A 25467-nucleotide genomic window follows, 5' to 3' on the forward strand; every position below is an offset into this window, starting at 1 on the left:
CGCGTGGCGGGGATCTCGAACGGACGGGGCACCGGGCCCGACGCGGACGACACCGCCGGTGTCGCAGCTGCGGCGGACTCCGCGGGCCACCCCTGGGCCGGCCGGACGTTCGACCACCACGACACCGCGTTCGCCGACGACGACGGGCTCGCGGACCCTGCCCTCGTCGCGGCGATCGGCGCACTGACCACGGGAGCCCCGCAGGGCGCGGTCGTCGACGCCCTGCGCTCCGCCCGGTTGCTCATCCCGCTCATCGCCGAGGCCGGCGACGTCGGCACGACCGAGACCGGCGCGCTCGTCGACAAGACCCAGGAGCTCTCGATCGTCACGGTCGCCGGGCCGGACGGCCGGAGCGTCATGCCGGCGTTCACGTCGGTCGACGCCATGCACCGCTGGGACCCCGATGCCCGCCCCGTCCCGGTGGAGTCCCGTCGGGTGGCGATGGCCGCGGCGAGCGAGGACACCCAGCTCGTCGTCCTCGACCCGAAGTCGCCGACCGAGTTCGTGCTGCGCCGTCCTGCGGTGTGGGCGCTCGGGCAGGACCTGCCCTGGACGCCCTGCTTCGAGGACCCCGACGTCGCGGGGGCGTTCGCGGCGTCGGTGCAGGGCGAGCTGAGCGTCGCGCGGGTCGAACTCGCGCCGGGCGACCCGGTCGGTCGCTACGCCGGACCCGAGCTGACGGTGGGCCTCGCGCTGCACCCCGGCCTCGACCGCGAGCAGGTCGCGGCGCTCGTCGGTCGGCTGCAGCAGCGGTGGGCCGCCGACGCCGTCATCGCCGAGCGGGTCGACAGCATGCGGGTGGCCCTCCGCGCCGCCTGAGCCACCGACCCCGAGGGGCTGCGTCACGGGCGCGGCGACCCCGCGGACCCGGCCGCGACATGCACCGGGCCCCGACACTGCCCCGGGCCCCGGGCCCCGGGCCCCGGGCCGCGGGCTCCGGGCCCCGGCCCCGGCCCCGGCCCTGTGCTGCTGCGGCGGTGCGACCCCGGGCGGCGGGCCGCCGCCGGTACGATGACGGGGTGAGCCCGAACCCGACGACCAACCCCACCGGCGCGACCACCCACGGTCCGACGGGGCGTCCCGTCCGCGAGTTCCCCGTGCCCGAGGAGCTCGACAGCACCGGACCCGCCCGCATCATCGCGCTCTGCAACCAGAAGGGCGGCGTCGGCAAGACCACGACCGCCATCAACCTCGGCGCGGCGCTCGCCGAGTACGGCCGCAAGGTCCTCGCCGTCGACTTCGACCCGCAGGGTGCGCTGTCCGCGGGCCTCGGCGTCCGCACGCACGACATCCACACCGTCTACGACCTGCTCATGGGCGCCGTGAAGGACCCGAACCAGGTCATCCAGCCGACGAACACCCCCGGGCTCGACGTCATCCCCGCGAACATCGACCTGTCCGCGGCCGAGGTGCACCTGGTCAACGAGGTCGCCCGCGAGCAGATCCTGGCGAGCGTGCTCCGCAAGGTCGCGAACGACTACGACGTGATCCTGGTCGACTGCCAGCCGTCGCTCGGGCTGCTCACCGTCAACGCGTTGACGGCGGCGCACGGCGTGCTCATCCCGCTCGAGTGCGAGTTCTTCGCGCTCCGCGGTGTCGCCCTGCTCATCGAGACGATCGACAAGGTGCGCGACCGCCTCAACCCGGCGCTGACGCTCGACGGCATCTTGGCGACCATGTACGACTCGCGCACGCTGCACTCCCGAGAGGTCATGGAGCGCGTCGTCGACACCTTCGACGACCGCGTCCTCGACACCGTCATCGGCCGCACCGTCCGGTTCCCCGACGCCACGGTGTCCGCGCGCCCCATCACCCAGACCGCTCCCGACCACGCGGCCGCACACGCCTACCGGCAGCTCGCACGAGAGCTCGTCCAGCGTGGCGCCGTCGCCTGAGCCGGGGTTCCGGGTCCGGCTCGCCAACTTCGACGGGCCGTTCGACCTCCTGCTCTCGCTCATCACGAAGCACGAGCTGGACATCACCGAGGTCTCCCTCGGCGCTGTGACGGGTGAGTTCATCGCCTACGTCCGGCAGGCCGAGTCCGCCGACGAACTCGACGAGGCGAGCGAGTTCCTCGTCGTCGCCGCCACCCTGCTCGATCTGAAGATCGTCGGACTGCTGCCGCAGGGTGAGCTCGTCGACGCCGAGGACGTCGCCCTGCTCGAGGCCCGCGACCTGCTGTTCGCACGCCTGCTGCAGTACCGCGCGTTCAAGCAGGCGGCCGACTGGTTCGGGGAGCGCTGGGGCGTCGAGTCCCGCCGGCACGTGCGGAGCGTCCGGCTCGAGGAGCGCTTCCGCGCCCGCACGCCCGAACTCGTCTGGACGCTGTCCGTCCAGGACTTCGCTGCGCTGGCGGCGGTGGCGTTCGCGCCGAAGGAGATCCCCACGGTCGGGCTCGACCACCTGCACGCGCCGCTCATCAGCATCCGCGAGCAGGCCGCGATCGTCGTCTCGATCCTCCGCACCCGCTCCGACGAGGACGTCTCGTTCCGCGACCTGGTCGCCGGCGTGCTGGAGACGGGTATCGTGGTGGCTCGCTTCCTCGCGATCCTCGAGCTGTACCGGAACGCGTCGATCTCGTTCGAGCAGCTCGAGCCGCTCGGGGAGCTGACACTCCGGTGGACCGCCGAGGACTGGTCCGACGAGAGCCTCGCCAACCTGGGAGCCGACTATGACGGATGACGCGCACGACCCGTCCAGCGCCGAACCCGGCGGGGCCGACGAGATCGCCGACGCCCGCGCGATCGAGCACCTGGTGCACGAGGCGGACCCCCAGACGATCCCGGTCGACCGCCAGCTCGAGGCGATCCTCATGATCGCCGACGAACCGCAGTCGCTCGTGGCCCTCGCGGCCGCCGTCGGTGCTCCCGTCCCCGCGGTCCGCCAGGCCGTCGAGCGCCTCGTCGCGGACTTCGACGGCGTCGACGGCACCACCCGCCGCGGGTTCGAACTCCGCGAGGTCGGCGGCGGCTGGCGCTTCTACGTCCGCCAGGACCTCGACGCGGTCGTCGAGCAGTTCGTCGAGGCCGAACGGCCGTCGCGACTGTCCCAGGCCGCGCTCGAGACGCTCGCCGTGGTCGCCTACAAGCAGCCGATCACCCGCTCGCAGATCGCGTCCATCCGCGCCGTCAACGTCGACGGCGTCGTCCGCACCCTGGTCGCGCGTGGTCTCATCGAGGAGTCGTTCACCGACGCCGAGACCGGCGCCATCAACTACGTCACGTCCGACCTGCTCCTGCAGCAGCTCGGCATCAACTCGCTCGACGAGCTGCCGCTCATCTCGCCCCTCCTGGACGACGGTGCGGACGGCTTCGAGCAGAACGAAGGGATCCCCGATGGCCGGGTTTGACGACCGGGGGCGCGGCGCGCCCCGAGACCGAGACGACCGCAACGGACGCTCAGGAGGCCCGGATCGCCCCGGGCGTCCGGCTGCCGGCCGCGGCGGGGCCGGCTCCGGCGCCGGTGGCCGCTCCGGCGGGTACGGTCGCGACGACCGCGGGGGCGCACGTCCGCCGCGCGACGACGACCGTCGCGGCGGGTACCCGTCGCGCGACGACCGCGGTGGCGACCGTGGTGGCTACCGGGGCCGTGACGACCGTGCCGGTGGTGGCGACCGTGGTGGGTACCGGGGCCGTGACGAGCGTGGGGCCCCGGCTCCGCGTGACGATCGTGGGGGCTACCGGGGCGGCTCGGCTCCGCGTGACGATCGTGGTGGGTACCGGGGCCGTGACGACCGTGGGGCCCCGGCTCCGCGTGACGATCGTGGGGGCTACCGGGGCCGTGACGACCGTGCCGGTGGTGGCGATCGTGGCGGGTACCGTGGCGGCGCTCCGCGCGACGATCGCGGTGGGTACCGGGGTCGTGACGACCGTGGCGGCGCTCCGCGCGACGATCGCGGTGGGTACCGGGGTCGTGACGACCGTGGGGCTCCGGCTCCGCGCGAGGACCGCGGCGGCTACCGGGGTCGTGACGACCGTGGCGGCGCTCCCCGCGACGACCGTGGTGGCTACCGCGGCCGTGACGACCGCAGCGCGGCTCCCCGCGAGGACCGTGGCGGCTACCGCGGCCGTGACGACCGTGGCGGCGCACGACCGAACCCCCGCGGAACCGGGGAATCCCGTGGTTCCGGAGCACCTCGGTGGGGCGGAGCGGACCGGAACCGCGGGCGCGACGACCGCAGCTCGGCGCCGCGTGACGACCGCGGCGGCAACTCCGGCCGCTTCGTCGGGCGCGACGACGACCGGCGCCGTGACGACCGCGGCGGGTACGTCCGCCGCGACGACGACCGCCGTGACGACCGTCGCCGTGACGACCGCGGCCGTGACGACCGCGGCCGTGACGACCGCCGCGGGCCCGACGGGCAGCAGAGCCGCGTCTGGCACAACGGCCGTCGCTACGTCGGCGGCACCACGAGCGTGCGCAACAGCGACCGCCCCGGCGCCGCCCGCACCACGCCGAAGCCGAGCGGGGAGCGCGACGGCAACGGCGCGCCGCTCGAGGGCACGCCCGAGCGGCCGATCATCCCGGACTGGGACGCGGCGGACGGGACGGCGTCCGGCGGGGCCGAGCCGGGCCTCCAGGCCGAGGGGGAGCGCCTGCAGAAGGTGATCGCCGCTGCGGGCGTGGCATCCCGACGCGTCGCGGAGAACCTGATCGTCGAGGGCCGCGTGACGGTCAACGGGCAGGTGGTGGACGCCCTCGGGCGTCGCGTCGACCCCGCGACCGACGCGATCGCCGTCGACGGCGTGCCGGTGCAGATCGACTCCTCGCGGCGGTACATCGTGCTCAACAAGCCGACCGGCGTCGTCTCGAGCCTGCAGGACGAGCGCGGCCGCCGCGACCTGACCGAGTTCGTCGACCGCTACGAGGAACGGCTGTTCAACGTCGGTCGCCTCGACGCCGAGACCTCGGGGCTGCTCGTCCTGACGAACGACGGCGACCTGGCCCACGTGCTCGCGCACCCGTCCTTCGGGGTGCAGAAGACCTACATCGCGAAGGTGCACGGCAACGTGAACCCGGCCGTGGTGCAGCGACTGCTCGAGGGCGTGGAGCTCGAGGACGGCCCGATCAAGGCCGACCGGGTGAAGTTGCTCGAGTCCTCGCGGGGTGAGTCGCTCGTCGAGATCACCCTGCACTCGGGCCGCAACCGGATCGTCCGCCGCATGCTCGAGGCCGTCGACCACCCGGTGCTCGAACTCGTCCGGCGGTCGTTCGGGCCGCTGCACCTCGGCAGCCTGCCGCCGGGCAAGATGCGCGAGCTCGGCACGGTCGAGGTGGGCAAGCTGCTCGCCACGGTCCGCGACGCGAAGCCGACGGGCCGGGACGACCGCGACGTCGCGCTGGACGACGACGAGGACGACGACGAGTCGGCGGACTGACGGGGACCGACACCGCGATCGGTAGGCTTGCCCGGTGACCGACCTGACGCCGCACGACACGGACCGCCGCCTGCGGGGTCCGGTGCGCGTCGTCGGCGCCGGGCTGCTCGGCGCCTCGATCGGCCTGGCGCTGCGCGAGAAGGGGGTGGACGTCGTCCTGGACGACGTGTCGCCCGCCGCGCTGGCCCTCGCCGTGGACTACGGAGCCGGTCGTCGACCGGCGGTCGGGGACGCCCCGGAGCTCGTCGTCGTGGCCGTGCCGCCGGACGTCGTGGCGACGGTCGTCGCCCGCGAACTCGCGGACCACCCGGACGCGATCGTGACGGACGTCGCGAGCGTGAAGGCCGGTCCGCTGGCGGAACTCGTCGCCGCGGGTGCCGACGTCAGCCGCTACATCGGGTCCCACCCGATGGCGGGGCGTGAGCGCAGCGGCCCGACGGCGGCGCGTGCCGACCTGTTCGTCGGTCGCCCGTGGGTGATCGCGGGGCACGACGGCATCACCTACCAGCGCGCCGCGGTGGTCGAGGACCTGGCGCTCGACGTCGGCGCGACCGTCGTGCCGATGGAGCCGGCGGCGCACGACCTCGCCGTCGCCTACGTCTCGCACGTGCCGCAGCTCGTGTCGACGCTGATGGCCTCGCGGCTGCGCGACGCCCCGGACGGCGCCCTCGGCCTGGCCGGCGGCGGCGTGCGCGACGTGACCCGGGTGGCCGCGAGCGACCCCGGGCTGTGGGTGCAGATCATCGGTGCCAACGCGGCGAACGTCCGGCACGTGCTGGCGGACCTGCGTGACGAACTGACCGGGCTGCTCGGCGCACTCGACGACCCCGCTGCGGCCGGTGCCCCGCGCACCCTCGCCGAGGCGATCGCCGCGGGCAACCGCGGTGTCGAACGGCTGCCGGGCAAGCACGGCACCACCAAGCGCTTCGCCCAGGTCGTCGTCCTGGTGGACGACACCCCAGGGCAGATCGCCGCGCTCCTGACGTTCATCGGGGAGATCGGCATCAACCTCGAGGACATGCGCCTCGAGCACTCACCGGGCGCACCGATCGGCATCGTCGAGGTGTCGGTCGTCCCCGAGCAGGAACAACGACTCGTCGAGCAGCTCGAGGGTCGCGGATGGAGGATCGCAGCAGCATGGGCATGATCGACGACGTGGACGCAGCGACGAACGAACCCGGCGCGACCGGCGGACCCGACGGGCCCGACACCGGCCTGCCCACCCCGACGCCCGGCGACGGTGCGCGCGGCGGCGCCGAGGGCGGCCCGCTCGGCGGCCCGGCCGGCCTGGGCGAGCCCGGCGGCGAACCGGGTTCGACGAGTGCTCCGGTGCCGTCCGGCCTCGCCGACGGGGCCTACGTGGCGAAGACCGTCATCGCGGTCGACGGTCCGGCCGGCAGCGGCAAGTCGAGCGTGTCCCGCGCGGCGGCGCGCGTGCTGGGCTTCGGCTACCAGGACACCGGAGCCGCGTACCGGGCACTCGCGTGGCACGCCCTGCAGCAGCGGGTCGACCTCGACGACCCGGCGGCGGTCCTGGCGAGCTGGGACACCTTCGACTACGCGATCGGCACCGACCCCGACGACTACTTCGTGAAGGTGGGGGGGACCGACGTCACCGAGGCCATCCGCACCCCCGACGTCACCGGCGCGGTCGCCCACATCGCGAAGCTGCCCGACGTCCGGCACCGCCTGGTGCAGCTGTTCCGCACCGTGATGCGGAAGACCGACGCCCCGGGGATCATCACCGAGGGCCGGGACATCACCACGGTCGTCGCCCCCGACGCCGAGGTCCGGATCCTGCTGACCGCAGACGAGTCCGTTAGGATGGCCCGACGATCGGCAGAGGTCACGACCCAGTCGGCCGCCGAGACCTCCGCAGCGCTCGCTCGTCGTGACGCGGCGGACGCGAAGGTCGTCGACTTCATGAACGCCGCGGACGGCGTCACGACGCTCGACTCCACCGACCTCGACTTCGACCAGACCGTGCAGGCGGTCGTCGACCTGGCCCGCGCGGCCACGCACTGACGCGGACCGGACGGCCTCGGCCGGCCGGTCACGCACCGACGCAGGACCGGACGGCCTCGGCCAGCCGGTCACCGTACCGCACTGACGCACGACCGGACGGCCTCGGCCAGCCGGTCACCCACGGCCGGACCCCCGGCCCCGGCCGGCAACGGCCACCGACACCGCGGCCCCGGCCGCTCGCGAGGAAAACCACCATGGCCCAGCTGGACAACCCGGACAACGACGACTTCCCCGAGTACGACGACGCCCTCGGCGCGCGCCTCGCCGGACTCGACGAGGCAGAGGCCGAGCAGCGCGCCACGGCACTCCGCGCCGGACTCGAGGAGTACGACCTCGAGGACGAGGACCTCGCCCTGCTCGAAGCCGGTCAGATCGGCGAGGACGGCGTCCACTACCTGCCGGCCTACCCGGTGCTCGCCATCGTCGGCCGCCCGAACGTCGGCAAGTCCGCGCTCGTGAACCGCATCCTCGGCCGCCGCGAGGCCGTCGTGCAGGACGTCCCCGGCGTCACGCGCGACCGGGTCAGCTACAAGGCCGAGTGGAACGACAAGCGCTTCACGCTCGTCGACACGGGCGGCTGGGAGCCCGACGCCCAGGGCATCAACGCCTCGGTCGCCGCGCAGGCCGAGGTCGCCATCGACCTCGCCGACGCCGTGCTCTTCGTCGTCGACGTCACGGTCGGCATCACCGCCACCGACGAGCACGTCGTGAAGATGCTCCGCGGCACCGACCGTCCGGTCATCGTCGTCGCGAACAAGTCCGACGACGACCGCCGCGACCTCGACGCCTACGAGCTGTGGAACCTCGGTCTCGGCGAGCCGCACCCGGTGTCGGCACTGCACGGCCGCGGCGTCGCGGACCTGCTCGACCTCATCATCAAAACGCTGCCGGACACCTCGGCGGTCGCGAAGCAGGAGGTCGGCGGCCCCCGTCGCGTGGCCATCCTCGGCCGTCCGAACGTCGGCAAGAGCTCGCTGCTCAACAAGGCCGCCGGCGAGGAGCGCGTCGTCGTGAACGACCTCGCGGGCACCACCCGCGACCCGGTCGACGAGCAGATCGAGCTCGGTGGCAAGGTCTGGCGCTTCGTCGACACCGCTGGCATCCGCAAGCGCGTGCACCTGCAGCAGGGCGCCGACTTCTACGCGTCGCTCCGCACCACGGCCGCACTCGAGAAGGCCGAGGTCGCCGTCGTCGTCCTCGACGTCACCGAGCCCGTCTCCGTGCAGGACCTGCGGATCATCGACCTCGTCCTCGAGTCGGGCCGCGCGCTCGTCCTGGCCTACAACAAGTGGGACCTGCTCGACGACGAGCGCCGCCGCTACCTGGAGCGCGAGATCGAGCAGGACCTGGCGCACGTCGCCTGGGCGCCGCGGGTGAACATCTCGGCCCGTACCGGCCGCCACCTCGAGAAGCTCGTGCCCGCGCTCGAGACCGCCCTCGACTCGTGGGACACCCGCATCCCGACCGGCAAGGTCAACGCCTTCATCGCCGAGCTCGTGCAGGAGCACCCGCACCCCGTCCGCGGTGGCAAGCAGCCGCGCATCCTGTTCGGGACGCAGGCGTCGAGCCAGCCGCCGACGTTCGTGCTGTTCACGTCGGCCTTCCTCGACCCGCAGTACCGCCGGTTCATCACCCGCCGGCTCCGCGAGGTCTGGGGCTTCTCCGGCACGCCGATCAACGTCAACATGCGGGTGCGCGAGCGCCGGAAGCGCTGACCCGCACCGCCCGCCCAGAACGCGCCCCGGATCCCCGGGGCGCGTTCTGCGTCGCGGTGCTCCCGTCCGTCGGTGTTGCCGTCCGCTGCGTGTCGGACGGGAGGCCCGGTGCGGCTCCGCCCCGTCGGTGCGGCACCATGGGACCGTGCGCATCGAGCGGTGGGGGACAGGGCGACGTCGGCTCGCGACGGGTGGCGTCGTGGCAGCGGTCGCGGTCGTCGGTGCGGTTGCGCTCTGGTCGGGCACGCGGTCGGACGACCAGGAACCCGTCGCCCGCGTCGACACGGTCGACCACGGGACGGCACGGGTCCCGGCCGAGGGCCTCGTGCCGTCGAACGGCCTGGGGGACACCGTGCCGGACTCCGGGGAGCAGGCGCGTCCGGTCGACACGTCGCCGGTCGAGCCGTGGTGGCTCCGGGTGCCGCCGGTCGCCGGCGAGGTCGTCGGCGTGGGCGGCGCGGCCAGCGGACACGTCCGCATCGCCCGGCTCGGCGGCGAGGACGCGATCGAGGTCCACGTCGACGGCCTGCACACCCGGGCCCGCGGTGAGGTCTCGGTCGCGCTCGCGTCCGGGACCGTCCGGGCCGACGCGGACCCCCGGGGGACCACGATCGGCGAGTCCGCGGAACTCGCGCGGTTCCCGACGTCGCAGCGTGAGCTCGCCGTCGTGCTCAGCGACCCGTGGAGCCTGCCGGAGGAGGTCCGCTCGCTCGTCCTCACCGACACCGCCACCGGCGAGGTCGTCGGCAGCGCGACCCTCGTGCCGGTCGGCTGAGCGCACCGGGGACGCCCTCGGGTACGGCACGATGGACTCGTGACCCAGCAGGACGACGGCCTCGGCGCCCGCGCCGACCGTCTGTGGTGCCGTCTGCGGCTCGACCGCCTGGCCGGTGGTCGACAGGGCGGCTACGTCGTCCGCGAGGACATGCTCGACCACCCGGACACCGTGCGGTCCTTCCGGTGGATCCGGTGGCTGCTCGTCGCCGAGACGATCGTCGGGGTCGCCGCGGTGGTGATCGCGGTGCTGCTCACGCACGCCGGGCAGACGGTGCCGTGGGCGGTCTGGTTCCGCGCCACCGTCGTCCTGCTCATCACCCTGACGCTCTACGTCTTCGCCTGGCGCGCCCAGCTCGGGTACTACTGGGCGTACCAGCGCATGCGGTTGTTCAGTCGGATCTTCCCGATCGTGACGCTCGTGGTCGCCGCGATCCCCGGGCTGTACCCGTTCTGGATGGTCATCGAGCAGATCGTGTTCTCCCTGCTCATGGTCGGCATCGGCGACGTGCTCACGTCGGACCACATGCGCACCGCGTTTCCCAAGCCCGCGCGGCAGTAGCGCGCTCGTCCACAGGGCCCCGCACCGCGGGCACCCGCGTCGTCGGGCAGCGCTACGATCGAGGCCACGGGGGTGGACTGTGAAACTCAAGGTGACCATCGCGGACGCGGGGACCGAGCGGGACGTCGTCGTCACCGCGGACGTCACGGCGACGATCGGCAGCGTCGCGGAACGGCTGGTCGGTGGCCAGGGCGTGCAGACGGGCGTGCCGCTGACCCTGCGGGTCTGGCTGCCCGACCGCCCGCAGGCACGACTGCTCAACCCGTCGGCGAGCGTGCACGAGTCCTCGCTCCGGTCCGGGTGCCGGGTGCAGGTCGTCCCCGCCACCGACCGCCGCCGCGGCGACGACGTCGAGGACGCCCCCGCCGCGGTCGTGCAGGTGCTCTCCGGGCCCGAAGCGGGCAACGAGTACACGCTGTCCCAGGGCGTCAACCTGATCGGGCGTGACGCGATGGCCCAGGTCTACCTGGCCGACGACGACCAGGTGTCGCGCCGGCACGCCTCGGTGACGGTGGGCGAGACGATCGAGGTCGTCGACCTGAACTCCGCGAACGGCGTCGCCGTCGACGGCCGGCTGATCGCGCGCTCCTTCGTCGGGCCGGACGCCGTCGTCCAGGTGGGTGGCTCCACCCTGCGGATCCTCCCGCTGTCCACGTCGCCCCTGCCGGTCGCGCCGGGTACGGCCGGGGCGGACCACACCGAGTTCTCCCGATCGCCACGCGTCGACCCCGCCCACCGCGGCAAGGACTTCACCCTGCCGGAGATCCCGGTGCCGGGCGAGAAGCCGCGGCTTCCCGTCATCGCGATCCTCGCGCCGATCATCCTCGGCGGCGTGCTCTTCCTCGTCACGAAGCAGCCGTACACGCTCATCTTCATCGCGCTGTCCCCGATCATCATGATCGGCACCTGGATCGACCAGCGCGTGCAGAACCGACGGCGCAAGCGCGACGAACGGCAGCGGTTCGAGGAGTCCCTCGAGGACACCGGTGCCCGACTCGCCGCCGCCCGCGCGCAGGAGGTCGAGGCGCGCGTGGCCGAGTCGCCGGCGCCCGCGGTCGTCACCGCCGCCATGCGCGACCGCTCCGAGCTCCTCTGGACCCGCAAGCCCGAGCACACGACCTTCCTCGAGGTGCGCTTCGGTGCGGGGGAGCAGCCGTCCCGCTCCACCGTGGTGATGCCGTCGAAGAACTCCGGCAGCGTCGACGACTGGAACCGCGCCGAGGCGCTCGCCGACGAGTACGCGACCGTCGGACCCGTCCCCGTCGTCGAGACCTTCGAGCGTGCCGGTGCCATCGGCGTCGCCGGCACCGGTCTGGTCGCCGACGACGTCGCCCGGTCGCTCGTGGTCCAGCTCGTGGGCCTGCACAGCCCGGCCGACCTCGTCGTCACCGCCTTCGCCGGGGGCACCACGACCGACCAGTGGGCGTGGCTGAAGTGGCTGCCCCACGTGGACTCGCCGTACAGCCCGCTGCGATCCGCCGGGCTGGTCCGCGACTTCGCTGGCGCGTCGACCCTGCTCGCCGAACTCGAGGGCCTCGTCGCCACCCGTCGCGCCGCCGGCGTCGGTCGCGGCGAGCACGTGCGGTCGCGCATCGACGAGAGCCGTGCGCTCGACGAGGAGCACGGCGAGTCCGTCGACCGCCTGCCGGCCACCCCGGCCGTCGTCGTCCTCGTCACTGCCGAGGCCCCGGCCGACCGCGCGCGCCTCGTCGCCCTGGCGGAAGAGGGCCCCGACTACGGCGTCCACCTGCTGTGGTTGGCCTCGACCCTCAGCGCGCTGCCCGTGGTCTGCCGCACGTACGTATCCCTCGACCGCGCCTCGGGCACGGCGACCGTCGGCTTCGTGCGCTCCGGACAGTCCGTCGTGCTCGACGAACTCGACCGGGTCGACAGCATCGAGGCCGCCACCGTCGCACGGTCGATCGCGCCGGTGCAGGACTCCGGTGCCCGGGTGCTCGACGAGACCGACCTGCCGCACAGCGTCGCCTTCGTCGACCTGTACGAGGGCGACGTCGCCGGCGACGCCGGGGCCGTCGTCAGCCGGTGGGCGAAGAACGACAGCCTGACGGCGGACTGGGTGCCCGGCGCCGGTCGCGAGTCGGGCGGCATCCGCGCCGTCGTCGGGCAGGGACCGAGCGAACCGCTCGCCCTCGACCTGCGCGCCCACGGCCCGCACGCGCTCGTCGGTGGCACCACCGGCTCGGGCAAGAGCGAGTTCCTGCAGACCTGGATCATGGGCATGGCGGCGGAGTACTCGCCGGACCGCGTCACGTTCCTGCTCGTCGACTACAAGGGCGGCGCCGCCTTCGCGGAGTGCGTCGGGCTGCCGCACACCGTCGGGCTCGTCACCGACCTCAACCAGCACCTGGTCCGCCGGGCGCTGACCTCGCTCCGCGCCGAGCTCCGGTACCGCGAGCACCTGCTCAACGAGCGCGGCGCGAAGGACCTCGTGACGCTCGAGCAGCGCGGCGACCAGGCGGCCCCGCCCGCGCTCGTCATCGTCATCGACGAGTTCGCGGCGCTCGCGTCCGAGATCCCGGAGTTCATCGACGGGGTCATCGACGTCGCCCAGCGCGGACGCTCCCTCGGGCTGCACCTGGTCATGGCGACGCAGCGGCCGAGCGGCGTCATCAAGGACTCCCTGCGGGCGAACACCAACCTGCGCATCGCGCTCCGCGTCGCCGACCCCGTCGACAGCGAGGACGTCCTCGGGGTGTCCGACGCCGCCTTCTTCGACCCGGGCACCCCGGGCCGCGCCGCGGCGAAGATCGGCCCCGGGCGGGTACTCGACTTCCAGACCGCCTACCTCGGCGGTCGGTCCGACGACGTCGTGCACGAGCCCGACGTCGAGGTGCAGGAGTTCCCGTTCGGCCCCGGCACGGTTTGGCCGAGCGCGCCGCGCGCCCCGCGCGACTCGAAGCGGGCGAAGGACATCGAACGGCTCGCCGCCACGATCACCCGGGCCGCCGACGACCGGGCGCTCGCCGTACCCCGGAAGCCGTGGATCGACCAGCTGCCGGACACGATCGACCTCGGGGCGCTGCCCGCGTCGACCGGTTCGACGCTCGTCGTCGGCACCGTCGACGTCCCGGAGTCGCAGCAGCAGACGCCCTTCGGCCTCGACCTCGACCTCATCGGCAACCTGGCGGTGCTCGGGGCCGGTGGCGCAGGCAAGTCGGCCGCACTCCGGGCGGTCGCCGTGGCGGCCTCGGCCGTGGCCGACCGCTTCCCCGTGCAGATCACCGGGCTCGACTTCGGCGGTGGCGGCCTCAGCATGCTCGAGGCCCTGCCCACGGTGGGGACCGTCATCAGCGGGCCGGACGACGAGCGCATCACGCGCCTCCTGGCCGACCTCGAGGCGACCGTCTCGGACCGTTCCGCGCGCTTCGCGGCCGCTCGCGCCGCGAACATCAGCGAGTACCGGGCGGTCAGCGGCGTCGCGGAGCCGCGGATCCTGGTGCTCATCGACGGCATGGGCGCGTTCCGCAACGAGTACGAGTTCCGACCGGGCTCGCAGCAGGTCTTCGACCAGGTCGTCGCCGTCGCGGCCACCGGGCGTGCGCTCGGCGTGCACCTGGTGATGTCCGCCGACCGGATGGGGGCGTTCCCGTCGAACCTGCAGGCCGCGATCGGCGAGCGGATCGTCCTCCGCCTGGCGAGCGAACTCGAGTACATCGCGGCGGACGTCCCCGCCGACGTGCTCGAGGACGCCGTCGCCGGCCGCGGGCTCGTCGACGACCACGAGGTCCAGCTCGCCGTGCCCGCCGGCAGCGCGGACCTGGTCGTGCAGGACGCCGCCGTGTCGTCGCTCGCCGCCGCACTCGTCGCCCGCGGTGTCGCCGTCGCGCCACCGATCCGACGCCTGCCCGCCGTCGTGGACCAGGCGTCCCTGCCGGCGTCGGTCGGCGGTCGGCCGACCATCGGGCTGGCGGACGACACCCTCGCGCCCATCGGGATCCCGGGCGACGGCCTGTTCGTCGTGACCGGCCCCTTCGGGTCCGGGCGTTCCACGACCATGCAGACCCTCATCCGGTCGGTCCGCCAGACCTGGCCCGAGCGACCCGCGCACCTCATCGTCGGACGCCGGTCGGTCCTGCGGGACGCCACGGCCTGGGCGTCGGCATCCACCGACGGATCCTCGGCCGAGACCCTGGCGTCGGAGCTCGCGACGCGGCTCGAGAGCGCCACGCCCTTCGACGACGCCGAACCGATCATCGTCATCGAGAACGTCGGCGACTTCGAGGGGCTGCCCGCCGAGGGCCAGGTGGCCCGGCTCATCAAGGCCGCGCGTCGCGCCGGCGTCTTCGTGCTCGCCGAGGCGGACACCGTGACGGCACCGAGCGCCTGGCAGCTCTTCGGCGAGCTGAAGACCGCGCGCGCCGGCATCGCCCTGCAACCCGAGGAGACCGACGGACTGACGCTGTTCCGCACCGCGTTCCCACGGGTGACCCGCTCGGACTTCCCGGTCGGTCGAGGGATCATGGTGGACTCCGGGCGGATCACCCGGGTACAAGTCGCTCACACCGTCGAAGCGAAGGTGACCCGCTAACAGGGGGTAGACATCTCACGCGCGAGGTTTTATCACGTGGTGGTACGGTGGGCGTAGTCGCCGGAGGGGCTGGCGACACCGACCACCGTGAAGGGGTGCAACCGTGGCGAACATCAACGTCTCGTACCAGGAGCTCAACAGCAACGCCGACCGGCTCGTCGCCGGCCGTGACGAGATCAACGCGACCCTGTCCAAGCTGCAGGCGCAGATCGCCTCGCTGACCCAGGCGGGGTTCCAGACGGACCGCTCCTCGGGTGCGTACAACGAGGCCTACCAGCGCTTCACCACCGGCGCGCAGAACACCATCGGCGGGCTGAACGACCTGGCGCAGTTCCTGCGCACCACCGCCCACACGCTGGGCGACGTCGACCAGCAGCTCGCGTCGAAGCTCGGTCGCTGAGCGGAGAGATCTGACATCGGGAGGCCGATGCCGCAGCAGTGCGGCGTCGGCCCTCCCTGTCATGGGGGTGACGTGTGAGCGGCAAGCTCAAGATCTCGTACGACGCGCTGGACGCGTTGTCGACGAAGGTGACGGCAGCGGGGGACGACATCGAGATCGGATCGAAGATCGAGGGCGGTCAGGGGAACACCGAGCTCGGTTCCGATGTGGTGTCGGGAGCCCTGCGCGACGCCACGGCGCAGCAGGTCCAGCGGTCGAAGATCGCTGCCGACAGCATCCGTGACGCCGGCAAGTTCCCGACGTCGGTGAAGCGGTCGTACGCGGACGCCGATGCGGCCCAGGCACAGGCGGCCGGCAAGTGAGCTGGTCGGAGGCGGACCCCGGTCAGGGCAGTCCGGCCGGCATCCAGGGCGTGGCAGCGCTGCGGACCGCGCGGGCCGCGAAGGTCCGCGATGCCCAGCGCACCATCCAGTCCGTGGCGTCGCAGTCCGGCGTCGACTGGGAGGCTGCGAGCCAGCAGTCGTTCGCGGCGGAGCTGTCGAAGAAGGCGGCCGACATCGAGCTCGTGGCGACCGGCCTCGAGAAGCAGGCGACGGCGCTCACGACGTACGCCGGAGCACTGACGCAGATCAAGGACCGGCAGGTCGTGCTCGAGACGCGTCGCGCGACGGCGGAGCAGGACTTGGCGTCGGCACAGTTGAAACTGAGTCCGCTCATCGTGATCCCGCAGTCGCGGCCGACGACGCTGTTCCCCGAGCAGGCGGCGCCCGACCCACAGGCTGAGGCTGAGGCAGCGCGTCACAAGGCAAAAGTGCAGGCGTTGATCGACGAAGCTCAGCGCGAGCTGCGCGCTGTCGACGCCGAGTGGGACGTCCTCGTCTCCGACCGACGCCGCATCGACGGAACGTGCGCGGCTGCCCTGCAGAGCCAGGACGTCCTTGGGCAGGTCGTCACCTTCACAGCAGCAGCGATCGCGGCTTCATCGCCGGCCGATCTGCTCGACCGACTGAAGCAGCTCAATCAGGCCGACCTCGAGATCCTGCTCGGGGAGCACCCAGAACTCGCCGAGCGGATGAACCAGGCGACACCGGAGCAGGTCGCGTCGTGGTGGAACGGCATGGGCAACGAGCAGCAGGAAGCCTTCGTCAACGGCATCCCGAGCGTGATCGGGGCTCTCAACGGGGTCTCAGCGCTTGACAGGGTCGCCGCGAACAGGATCAACGCAGCGGAGCGTCTCGCGTATCGCGAGCGGCAGCTCAAGGAGATGAAGGAAGCTTTCAAAGAGTACGGCAGCTCCATACGCGCAGGGGACATCGCTGACCTGGAGGCGGAAGTTTCCTATCTCAAGAAGGCGACGTCGGAGCCGCCGGACGTCCAGCTCTACCTGTACGAGCCGGACGACGATCGCATCATCGAGATGATCGGTACGCCATCCGACAAGACCAACAAGGTGGTCACGTACACACCTGGAACTGCTGCGACTCTCGACGGTTTCTACGATGGATCGACCCGAGACATCGGTTCCTGGTTGCAACAGCGTGATCGCGAAGGACTGGTTGCCTTCGTCTACAAGGACGGACGGTACCCGCAGAACCCTCTCACCGAGGCGAACGACCAGGACTACGCCGTCGGCACAGGTCAGAAGCTCGCCGCCTTCGAGGACGGCGTCTTCCGTGATCCGCTCCTCAGCGGGGCAAAGTCCATTGCCATCGGCCACAGCTGGGGAACGGCGAACGTCACGTCGTCCGAAGTGGCCGGAGCGCACTACGATCTGGTGGTCTCGATCTCGGGCGCTGGGGTCCCTGTTGACTGGACAAAGGACCCGACGACCATGTACGCGGACTACTCCTACGACGACATTCTCCAAGACGCTCAGCGAACTCTGGGTGGAGACAAGGTCTGGGATGGTCGCAACCCTCGGAAGGTAGGGTTCGAGCACGGTGACTATTACACTCCGCCGACGACGTGGAAGAATGCAGGTGGGCCTTGGTTGGATTCGGCGCCGAAGCATCTTTTGGCTGGAGTCGATTCGCATCTGCTCGCGGCTACTACCGAGAAGTCCAATTTGCGTCTGCTCACCGACCTCGAGAAGCGCATCGACGGTGGAGAGTACTGATGAGGTTCGTTCAATCTGTTGCAGCCTTTATGGCCGTTTTTCTGTTGGGTGGGTGTGCTATGGGGTCTGAATCCGTTGGGAGCCCGGAGGAGCGAGTCGCGGACGCCAAAAGGGTTTCGCAGCGTTCCGAGCGGCAGATTGTCGAAATGCTGCCAGCTTCGGCTGTTGCTGGTGTCGACCAGATCGAGGAAGGCTCGTTCTTGAGTTGCTCCGACGGCTATTTGTGGTCGGGCAACATTCGTGCAACGCTCACCCGCGATGCAGACGCCGAAAAACTGCTCACCGACGTCGGGAAATTAGCTGGCGAGCGTCACTATGAAGTGAACCAAGACAAGTCCGCAGACGGCTCCTTGCAGATGGAGCTGGTGAGCGAGCAAGGTGTACAGTTGCTTGCCACCGTCTGGGACAAGGGGAAATCGATCGACGTCAATTCCTTCTCTGCATGTTTCCCTATGCCCGATGATTGGGTTCCGCCGGTCAGGTATTGAGCTCTCGAGGCTGACCCGGATCGTGGAGAAAAGTGGTGTCGAGTGGCTTTCCTTGAAGCGAGAAAGGGCGATCGCGCTTTCCGCCTTGACGATCGTTCTGGCTTCAGCGGGTTGTGACGCCACACGCGGCGGGGCAAGCGCTGCTGAAGGCGCGTCAGACGTCGAGAACAGCTTGGGTGTGAGGCGGGTGTTGGTGACGCACCGCGAAGTCGCCCAATCAGTTGGTTCGACCACGATCGTCGTCCTGACCGCCACTGATCCTGAGCAGCGTCGAGACGAGGTCGCCGCTTTCAGCAGGGCTCTCCTCGACGCGGCCTACTTGGAGGACGAATGGAAGCCCAGCGCCGGGGTTCGAGTCGTCGTCAAGGACTACGACGGCCCGCCGCTCGGCCAATCCCTCGAGCGTGCTGGTTGGGACCTCGTGGGATGGGACCAGTCCGTACCCGGCACGGTTTTCGTTGGTGCTCCCGAGATGGAGAAGCAGTTCGGTCGGTGGCCGGCGGCGCTCTCATGAGCCTCCGGCGAGCTCACGATGCGAAGCCCCTCGGGAAGTTCGCGACGGTCGCCCGTGCTGGTGCGGGGCGACGAGTGTTGTCGACGTACCTGATCGCCCTCGTGGTGGGTCTGATGGTGAGTGGCTGCTCCAGGGGCGATGCGTTTGAGCCGTTGGAGGCTCGTGACTTCCTTGAGCGGTCTCGAGGGGTCGAGAACGCGACGGTCACGACGGGGAAGCTGAGAGGCACTCTCAAGAGCACCTACTTCGTGGACGTGCGAGTCAGAGTCGACTCGACAGAGGGCGATGATCGGCTCGGAGCGATCGCGCTCCGCGCAGTGCAAACCGGTTGGGCGACCCGCATCGACCACGCTCCATACGGTGTGTATCTCGAGGTGTCGGGCAAGCCGGACATCGACGTCGGTGAACTGCTCGACGGGGCCGGTCTTCACGTCCAGAGTGGGATCCGACCGAGTGCTCCGGTTTTGGTGAGCGCAGAGAGTCTGCAGCGCCGGTGGGGGAAGTGGCCCGGCGCGCGACCTGATGACTAGTCCTGTCTGGTGTCCTGGCCATCGACGCGTCCCGAGGGGCCGTTGTCGTTGTCATATGGAGATGGTGAGTTGCTGTGATGCACAAGAGCGGTAATCGGCGACCAGTGTTGTCAGCGGGTTCTGTCACCGTGGTGATCGGGCTGATGATCGGGGGATGCACCGTGCATGATGGATTTGCTCCGTTGGAAGCTCGTGACTTCCTCGAGCAGTCACGGGGAGTCGACGCGGCGACCGTCACAACCGGAGGATTGGCTCGCACCTTCGGGCGTGATTACTTCGTCAACGTCCGCATGACGGTCGACCCGAGTCTCGGCGAGGACCGCTTACGATCACTCGCGCTCTGTGCGGTGCAGACCGGATGGGCAACGCGCATCGCGCACGCTCCGTACGGTGTGAAACTCGAAGTGTTGAGCGACTCTGACGTCGATGTCCTCCGCTTGCTCGAGGATGCGAATCTCGAGGTGCAAGCAGAGGTCGATCAGGGCAACCCGGTGTTGGTGAGCGCGGACAGTCTGCAACGTCAATGGGGTCGCTGGCCTGGCAGACGTCCGGGTGCGCGTTGTGCGGGTGCGAATCCGGCAGCAGCGGCGGTCCTTGCCGGGAGTACGGCGGGCAGGCTGCAGAGGAACGGCTCCGCCGCAACGGCCCGTTTCGACGAAGATCGTCCGCGCAGCGGCGAGCGCCGATCAGGTCGACACGGGCGAACTGCCCTCGGGTCGTCCCATGACTTGTGACGCCATCCGAGTCGGCTAAATGACGTCGAGCATCCATCGACCGCTACCGACGACGACCAACTTCGGACAGAACATGCGACTCAGACTCATCCCGCCGATCGTCCTCGTGGCCTTGCTGACGGGCTGCTCGGCATCGGGCAACGATCGACCTGCAGACGGCGAGCCCGCGGCACCCACCGCGTCGCCCGAAGTCGTCATCGGCAAGGCGAAAGCGGACACGCAGCGCACGGAACGGGAGATCGCGGAGGCCGTCCCTGACCGTTCACGTGTCCGCCAGCAGGAGAAGGGCGCGCTCTTTCCGTGCGGGGAGCACGAACGTCAGTGGGCCGGTGGCACGAACGTCGACACCAGTGAAGAGCCTGACATGGATGCTGTAGTCGCGGCGGTCGGGCAGACCTGGGGGAACAGGTCCGGCTGGAAGGTCGTCGAGCGTCGGGATTCCGATGGGCTCCCCACGATCGACATCTCGACTGATGACGGCGAGGGGTACCTGGTTTCGCGAGGCACCAATGCGAGAACGGTGCACATCAGGTCCTCATCGTCGTGTTTTGCGGTACCCGAGGTGTTCTCCGGGGGCGGCTTGTGGTGACCGCGCGTCCCCGCCTGCTGCTCGGCGCCACCGTTGCCGTCAGCGCGATGGCAGTCCTGCTGAGCGGTTGTGCCCTGGTGCGTGGGCCGGTGGAGGACCCGGAGGTCAGTACGGCCCAGGCCAAGAAGTCCGCGCAGGACGCCGAGAAGTCGATCATCGATCTGATCCCGCCGTCCGAGGTGGTGGAGACGCACCAGATCGAGACCGCTTCCTTCCTGAGCTGCTCATCGGGTTTCCTGTGGTCCGGGAACATCCAGGCGACGCTCGCCGAGGGCACCGACGCCGAGCAGGTCCTGCGGGGCATGGGTGCGGCGGCGCAACGCGAGCAGGTGGACGTCAGTCATGATCGGACGTCCGTCGGGTCGCTGCGGTACGCGTTTGTCGACCGGCAGGGTGTGCGGTTGTTGGCCTCCGTCTGGGACGACGGCCGGAAGATCGACGTCGACTCGTTCTCGGCGTGCTTCAGGGTGCCGGACGACTGGGTGCCGCCGCGGAGCTACTGATGGAGACGATGCAGTACGGGTACGGAGGGGGACCTGATGGTGACCGGTGAAGAGTCGACTACTGCGCAGCGGCGTGTTCCGCATTGGAGGATCTTCGTCCCCGGTGCGATCGCGGTCGTCAGCGCTCTGGCGGCGTACCTGTCCCTGGACGGCGTGTCCCACGGAAGACTGGGGTGGGCGATCTTCTGGTCGCTCGTGATGGTGTTCTCAGCGCTCGGGACGCTGATGGGGATCGCTGACGTGACGGATGCGAGCCGTCTCGTTCGTGTGCTCGGCATCGTCGCCGTCCTGTTCGCTGGCGTCCTGCTCGCTTTCGAGGTCCTCCTGCTGGTCGTCGTCGTGATGGTGACCGTCGCGAACTCCGGTGGCGCCTGATGCGCGCTCGAACGATCGCGGTCGTCACAGCCGCCGTGGTCGGGCTGCTGCTGACCGGTTGTGCGCACGCCGACCCACTGCCCGCTGACCCGGATGAGCGCCTCGCCGTCGTGAAGGCGACCGTGCAGCGTGCCGAGCTGCGGACGATCCGCGCGCTGCCGTCCACGCAGGTCGAGTCGGTGCGACAGCTGTCGACCGGATCGTTCCTCGACTGCTCCTCCGGCGTGCGGTGGAGCGGCAACATCCGAGCGACCCTGAGCGAGGGGGTGGACGCGACGGCTGCGCAGCAGCGCATCGCCGAGACGTTCGCCACGAGGGACGGCTACGACGTCAGCGAGGACCCGCTGCGGCGCGGCGACGTCCGGGTCCAGATCATCGACCCGGACGGGGTGCAGCTCCTGGTGACCATCTGGGACCACGGCACGGTGATCGACGTCATCTCCGGCTCCGCCTGCTTCGGGTTGCCGCAGGACTTCGACCTGCCGTACGAGTACTGACGCTGGCGGATCCCCAGCGCCCCACGCCGACCCGGCTCAGGCCACCGTCGCCAACGCGAACGGCAGCACGGCCGACGCACCCGCACGCCGGAGTTCCCGGCCCGCCACGGTCATCGTCCACCGGCTGTCGACCAGGTCGTCCACGAGCAGCACCGGCCCCTCGTGCTCCTGCAGGGCGGCTGCGAGCGACGGGTCCACCGTGAAGGTGTCCCACACGCCGGACAGTCGGTACGCGCTGTTCGTCGCGCCGTCCCCACGAGGTGTGCCGCCGTTCCGGCCGAGCGTGCCGAGGAACTGCAGCCGGCCGATCGTGGACAGCGCCTGTGCGAGTGACCCGACGAGTTCGGGCCGGGACCGCGAGGACATCGCCACGATGCCGGTCGGCCGGGTCTCCCACGGCCAGTCCTTGAGCGCGCGAACGCAGCCGTCGACGAGTTCCCGCGACACGGGCGCATCCGGCACACCCGAGCCGAACAGTGCCCGCAGCGGCCCACCCCAGCCGAGGTCGGTGAGCCGGGCGACGGCCCGGCCGGGCTGCACGAGTTCGTCGGGGCCGATCTTGCCGCGGACCGCGACGCCGAGCGAGGCCATGCCGGAGGGCCACTGCGCACGCGGGGCGACCTCGACGCCGACCTTGTCGAGGGCGGCGGCGGCACCGGTCGAGTCGGAGTCGGAGACGTCGGTCGGGAACCACGCGCCCGCGCAGTTGTCGCACCGCCCGCAGGGCTCGGCGGAGGGGTCGTCGAGGTCCTGCTGCAGCAGCTGCATGCGGCAGGCGGAGGTGGCCTCGTAGTCGAGCATCGACGCGGCCTCGGCGGCACGGGCCGCGGCGACGCGTTCGTACCGGGGTGCGTCGTACTGCCAGGGCTGCCCGGTCGCGATCCAGCCGCCGGTGACGCGTCGGACGGCACCGTCGACGTCGAGCACCTTGAGCAGGAGTTCGAGGGTGGATCGCTTGATGTCGACCAGGCCTTCGAGGGCGACGGTGGACATGGCGGTGTCGGTCGACAGGGCGTCGAGCACGGCGGCCGCGCGGGCTTCGGTCGGCATCGAGGCGCTGGCGAAGTACTGCCAGATCTCGCGGTCCTCGCGGCCGGGCAGCAGCAGGACGTCGGCGTTGTCGGTGGCACGGCCGGCACGACCGATCTGCTGGTAGTACGCCACGGGCGACGACGGTGCGCCGACGTGCACGACGAAGCCGAGGTCGGGCTTGTCGAAGCCCATGCCGAGCGCACTGGTGGCGACGAGGGCCTTCAGTTCGTTGCCCTTGAGCTGCTGCTCGAGCTGTTCGCGTTCCTCGGTGTCGGTGCGGCCCGTGTAGGCGCGGACGGCGTAGCCGTTGTCGCGCAGCAGGCGCGCGATGTCCTCGGCCGCCGAGACCGTGAGCGTGTAGATGATGCCGCTGCCGGGCAGGTCGCCGAGGTGGGCGAGGAGCCACCCGAGTCGCTGCCGGGCATCGGGCAGCGTCAGCACGCCGAGGCGCAGGGACGCCCGCGCGAGCGACCCGCGGATCGTGAACACCGGGTCGGCGGGGCCGGCGGTGAGCTGCTCGGCGACGTCCTCGACCACGCGCTCGTTCGCGGTCGCCGTGGTGGCCAGCACGGGGACGCCGTGGGGGAGCGAGCGGATGAGCTCGGCCAGCCGCCGGTAGTCCGGCCGGAAGTCGTGGCCCCAGTCCGAGATGCAGTGCGCTTCGTCCACCACGAGCATGCCCATGCGGGCGATCAGGGTCGGCATCTGCTCGTCGCGGAACTTCGGGTTGTTGAGGCGTTCGGGGGAGACGAGGAGCACGTCGACCTCGTCACGGGCGAGTGCCGCCTGGGTCTCGCCCCACTCGTGCGCGTTCGCCGAGTTGATCGACACCGCCCGGACGCCGGCCCGGGCCGCTGCCGCCACCTGGTCGCGCATCAGGGCGAGCAGCGGCGACACCAGGACCGTCGGGCCGCCACCACGGCGACGGAGCAGGAGCGTGGCGAGGAAGTACACGGCGGACTTGCCCCACCCGGTGCGCTGCACGACGAGGGCGCGCTGTCGGTGCTCGACCAGGGCGGAGATCGCCTCCAGCTGGCCGGGGTGGAACACTGCGTCGGGCCGGCCGGTCAGGGCAGCGAGGGCCTGCTGTGCCTCGGCGGCGATGTCCGCGGACGGTGCGACGGCGGACGGAGCGGGGGAACCGAGACCAGACATGCCCCCATGCTGTCAGCAGCGACCGACGAAACCCCGCCGGGGCGCCTCACTGGTAGGTGATCAACGACGGTGTCGGGGTCACCTCGGACATGGTCTGCGACGGGGTCAGCATGGGCGTGTCCTCGTCGTAGAAGTTCTTCCAGCCCCAGTGCAGGCCCTTCGGCGCGCCGGCGTGCAGGGCCTTCCACGTCGCCTGCTTGTCCGGCTGCGAGCCCTGCCCGTCGACGTGCACGAGCACGTCGAGCTCCGGATGGGTCTCGAGCGCGGAACGGTCCTGGATCATCGACAGCCGGAACTGGTGCAGCACCAGGGCCTTCGGCGGCAGACCTTCCTTGCGCACGAGCGCAGCGAGCCACGAGGAGACCTCGTTCACCTCGGACGCCGACACGCTGCCGATCTGCTTCAAGGGCACCTGGTCCTTCGTCAGCCGCCACTCCGGGTCGAGCGCCAGCCAGACGCCAGGCTTCTTCAGCAGCGACTCGTACTGCTTCGCCTGCGACAGGAAGTCCGAGCGCCCGGGCTGCAGGTCGATGATCACCGGCATGTCCGCGTCGTGTGCCGCATCGACGTACGGCTCGAGCGTCGACACCGGCAGCTCCGTCGAGTAGTCGCCGTCGGCCCCGGCGTCGCCCGCGGCGACGGTTGCGATGACCTCCATCGCCGGCGTGACGAGTTCGTCGGACTCCGCCCGGTACGGCTTCGCGACGGCCTCGGCACGCCGGACGGTCGCCTCCGGCCCCTGCTCGCCGAGCACGCCGAGCGCCGGCGCGCCCGGCGCTCCGTAGAGCGCGACGTAGCGGTGCCCGTCGAACGGTCGCTGGCCGCCGTTCCGCAGCTGGAACCCGCTCTCGGCCGCCCGGACGGTCCACTCGGGGTCGGGCAGCGCGGCGAACGCCGACCCGACGAGCAGCGTCGGCCCGCCCGTGCCGTCGTGCAGGGCCGTCACGACGTCGGGTGCCGCCGCGGGATCGGTCACCCCGTCGGGCATGCGCACGACGTGCGCACCGGCGGCCTTCGCGGTCGCCACGACCGCGGCGTCGGCGCTCGCGTCCGCCACCACGACCGTGGTCGGCCGGGAGGCCCGCCCCGCCTCCGGTGCGTCGCCCCCGTCCGGCGCGTCCTGCTCCGTCGCGTCGGTGTCGACCGACACGTCGCCCTCGGCCTGGTACCACCCGGCGCCGAGCCGGTCGAGTTCGCGGGCGACGGCTTTCCCGCCGCCCTCGCCCGCGAGGAGCACCGGCACGTGGGAGCGCTCGGCCACCCCGCTCGCTGCCGCCACCGCGTCGGCGTCGCCGGCCGGTGCGACGACGGCGCCCGGGGCGCTCCGGAACAGGGCGCGACTCGCCCGGAGCGACCGCTCGGCCGCATCGGACCCGGCCGCCACGGTGACGGTGTCCGCGGACGCGCTCGACAGGGTCGCGCGGGTCGGCTCCGGCTCGCTCGACGTGCACCCGGCGGCGCCGATCAGCAGCCCGCAGGCGACGGTCGCGACGAGGACTCGGGCAGCAGGTCGGGAACGCATCGGGCCACC

General features: G+C 71.3%; 25 protein-coding genes. 22 read left to right on the forward strand and 3 right to left on the reverse strand.

The window, feature by feature from the left end; all coding sequences use genetic code 11:
• Window positions 1–3: 3 nt before the first annotated feature.
• The 4 genes from DEI99_RS06205 (at window position 4) to scpB (ending at window position 3349) form a co-directional block, all read left to right on the forward strand.
• A complete protein-coding gene (locus tag DEI99_RS06205; RefSeq protein WP_111043150.1) occupies window positions 4–819 on the forward strand; it encodes an SseB family protein in 816 nt (271 codons plus the stop codon).
• A gap of 200 nt (window positions 820–1019) precedes the next feature.
• Window positions 1020–1895 (forward strand): ParA family protein, encoded by an 876-nt coding sequence (locus DEI99_RS06210; protein WP_071257714.1) that lies wholly within the window; start codon window positions 1020–1022, stop codon window positions 1893–1895.
• Window positions 1879–2682 (forward strand): segregation and condensation protein A, encoded by an 804-nt coding sequence (locus tag DEI99_RS06215; protein ID WP_071257719.1) that lies wholly within the window; start codon window positions 1879–1881, stop codon window positions 2680–2682. Before DEI99_RS06210 ends, DEI99_RS06215 begins: the two co-directional genes overlap by 17 nt.
• On the forward strand, window positions 2672–3349 hold the full coding sequence (gene scpB / locus DEI99_RS06220) for an SMC-Scp complex subunit ScpB (protein WP_258369464.1): 678 nt from the start codon (window positions 2672–2674) through the stop codon (window positions 3347–3349). The genes DEI99_RS06215 and scpB overlap by 11 nt, the downstream gene beginning before the upstream one ends.
• Window positions 3350–3398: 49 nt before the next feature.
• On the opposite strand, the gene DEI99_RS06225 is transcribed toward scpB, so the two are convergent.
• Window positions 3399–4382, reverse strand: coding sequence for a hypothetical protein (locus tag DEI99_RS06225; RefSeq protein WP_220037165.1), 984 nt, complete (start codon window positions 4380–4382; stop codon window positions 3399–3401).
• 213 nt (window positions 4383–4595) lie between these two features.
• On the opposite strand from DEI99_RS06225, the gene DEI99_RS06230 reads away from it, so the two are divergent.
• The 18 genes from DEI99_RS06230 (at window position 4596) to DEI99_RS06315 (ending at window position 21749) form a co-directional block, all read left to right on the forward strand.
• Entirely contained in the window at window positions 4596–5378 is a 783-nt protein-coding gene (locus tag DEI99_RS06230) for a pseudouridine synthase (protein ID WP_071253563.1), read from the forward strand.
• Between the two features lie 34 nt (window positions 5379–5412).
• Complete coding sequence (locus tag DEI99_RS06235; protein ID WP_111042176.1) at window positions 5413–6525, forward strand: prephenate dehydrogenase; 1113 nt, start codon at window positions 5413–5415, stop codon at window positions 6523–6525.
• A 182-nt stretch (window positions 6526–6707) separates the two neighbouring features.
• Window positions 6708–7403, forward strand: a complete 696-nt coding sequence (cmk, locus tag DEI99_RS06240; protein WP_502867023.1) for a (d)CMP kinase — start codon at window positions 6708–6710, stop codon at window positions 7401–7403.
• Window positions 7404–7597: 194 nt separating this feature from the next.
• On the forward strand, window positions 7598–9118 hold the full coding sequence (der, locus tag DEI99_RS06245; protein ID WP_071253476.1) for a ribosome biogenesis GTPase Der: 1521 nt from the start codon (window positions 7598–7600) through the stop codon (window positions 9116–9118).
• Between the two features lie 145 nt (window positions 9119–9263).
• Window positions 9264–9893 (forward strand): hypothetical protein, encoded by a 630-nt coding sequence (locus tag DEI99_RS06250; protein WP_146247140.1) that lies wholly within the window; start codon window positions 9264–9266, stop codon window positions 9891–9893.
• A gap of 39 nt (window positions 9894–9932) precedes the next feature.
• Window positions 9933–10454 (forward strand): hypothetical protein, encoded by a 522-nt coding sequence (locus DEI99_RS06255; RefSeq protein WP_111042178.1) that lies wholly within the window; start codon window positions 9933–9935, stop codon window positions 10452–10454.
• A gap of 91 nt (window positions 10455–10545) precedes the next feature.
• Window positions 10546–15003, forward strand: coding sequence for a type VII secretion EssC family protein (locus DEI99_RS06260; protein WP_181434483.1), 4458 nt, complete (start codon window positions 10546–10548; stop codon window positions 15001–15003).
• A gap of 103 nt (window positions 15004–15106) precedes the next feature.
• Window positions 15107–15403 (forward strand): WXG100 family type VII secretion target, encoded by a 297-nt coding sequence (locus tag DEI99_RS06265; RefSeq protein WP_071253483.1) that lies wholly within the window; start codon window positions 15107–15109, stop codon window positions 15401–15403.
• Window positions 15404–15477: 74 nt separating this feature from the next.
• Entirely contained in the window at window positions 15478–15765 is a 288-nt protein-coding gene (locus tag DEI99_RS06270; RefSeq protein WP_111042180.1) for a hypothetical protein, read from the forward strand.
• Complete coding sequence (locus DEI99_RS06275) at window positions 15762–17519, forward strand: hypothetical protein (RefSeq protein WP_111042181.1); 1758 nt, start codon at window positions 15762–15764, stop codon at window positions 17517–17519. Before DEI99_RS06270 ends, DEI99_RS06275 begins: the two co-directional genes overlap by 4 nt.
• A gap of 59 nt (window positions 17520–17578) precedes the next feature.
• Window positions 17579–18007, forward strand: a complete 429-nt coding sequence (locus DEI99_RS06280; protein WP_146247141.1) for a hypothetical protein — start codon at window positions 17579–17581, stop codon at window positions 18005–18007.
• On the forward strand, window positions 17979–18521 hold the full coding sequence (locus DEI99_RS06285) for a hypothetical protein (RefSeq protein ID WP_146247142.1): 543 nt from the start codon (window positions 17979–17981) through the stop codon (window positions 18519–18521). The genes DEI99_RS06280 and DEI99_RS06285 overlap by 29 nt, the downstream gene beginning before the upstream one ends.
• A complete protein-coding gene (locus DEI99_RS06290; RefSeq protein ID WP_146247143.1) occupies window positions 18500–19051 on the forward strand; it encodes a hypothetical protein in 552 nt (183 codons plus the stop codon). The genes DEI99_RS06285 and DEI99_RS06290 overlap by 22 nt, the downstream gene beginning before the upstream one ends.
• 74 nt (window positions 19052–19125) lie before the next feature.
• Complete coding sequence (locus DEI99_RS06295; RefSeq protein ID WP_146247144.1) at window positions 19126–19785, forward strand: hypothetical protein; 660 nt, start codon at window positions 19126–19128, stop codon at window positions 19783–19785.
• Window positions 19786–19804: 19 nt separating this feature from the next.
• Window positions 19805–20374 (forward strand): hypothetical protein, encoded by a 570-nt coding sequence (locus DEI99_RS06300; RefSeq protein WP_146247145.1) that lies wholly within the window; start codon window positions 19805–19807, stop codon window positions 20372–20374.
• A 47-nt stretch (window positions 20375–20421) separates the two neighbouring features.
• The gene (locus DEI99_RS06305) at window positions 20422–20877 is read left to right on the forward strand and encodes a hypothetical protein (RefSeq protein ID WP_146247146.1); all 456 of its coding nucleotides are present in this window, start codon (window positions 20422–20424) and stop codon (window positions 20875–20877) included.
• A 36-nt stretch (window positions 20878–20913) separates the two neighbouring features.
• Window positions 20914–21252, forward strand: coding sequence for a hypothetical protein (locus tag DEI99_RS06310; protein ID WP_111042188.1), 339 nt, complete (start codon window positions 20914–20916; stop codon window positions 21250–21252).
• The gene (locus DEI99_RS06315) at window positions 21252–21749 is read left to right on the forward strand and encodes a hypothetical protein (RefSeq protein WP_111042189.1); all 498 of its coding nucleotides are present in this window, start codon (window positions 21252–21254) and stop codon (window positions 21747–21749) included. The genes DEI99_RS06310 and DEI99_RS06315 overlap by 1 nt, the downstream gene beginning before the upstream one ends.
• Before the next feature lie 36 nt (window positions 21750–21785).
• Here the strand turns inward: DEI99_RS06315 and DEI99_RS06320 are convergent, their stop codons facing one another.
• Window positions 21786–23936: a RecQ family ATP-dependent DNA helicase gene (locus DEI99_RS06320; RefSeq protein ID WP_181434484.1), complete on the reverse strand. Its 2151-nt coding sequence runs from the start codon at window positions 23934–23936 to the stop codon at window positions 21786–21788.
• A 46-nt stretch (window positions 23937–23982) separates the two neighbouring features.
• On the reverse strand, window positions 23983–25458 hold the full coding sequence (locus tag DEI99_RS06325) for a hypothetical protein (RefSeq protein ID WP_111042190.1): 1476 nt from the start codon (window positions 25456–25458) through the stop codon (window positions 23983–23985).
• Window positions 25459–25467 lie beyond the last annotated feature (9 nt).

Source organism: Curtobacterium sp. MCLR17_036 (genome assembly GCF_003234445.2).
In the GTDB taxonomy this organism is placed as follows: domain Bacteria; phylum Actinomycetota; class Actinomycetes; order Actinomycetales; family Microbacteriaceae; genus Curtobacterium.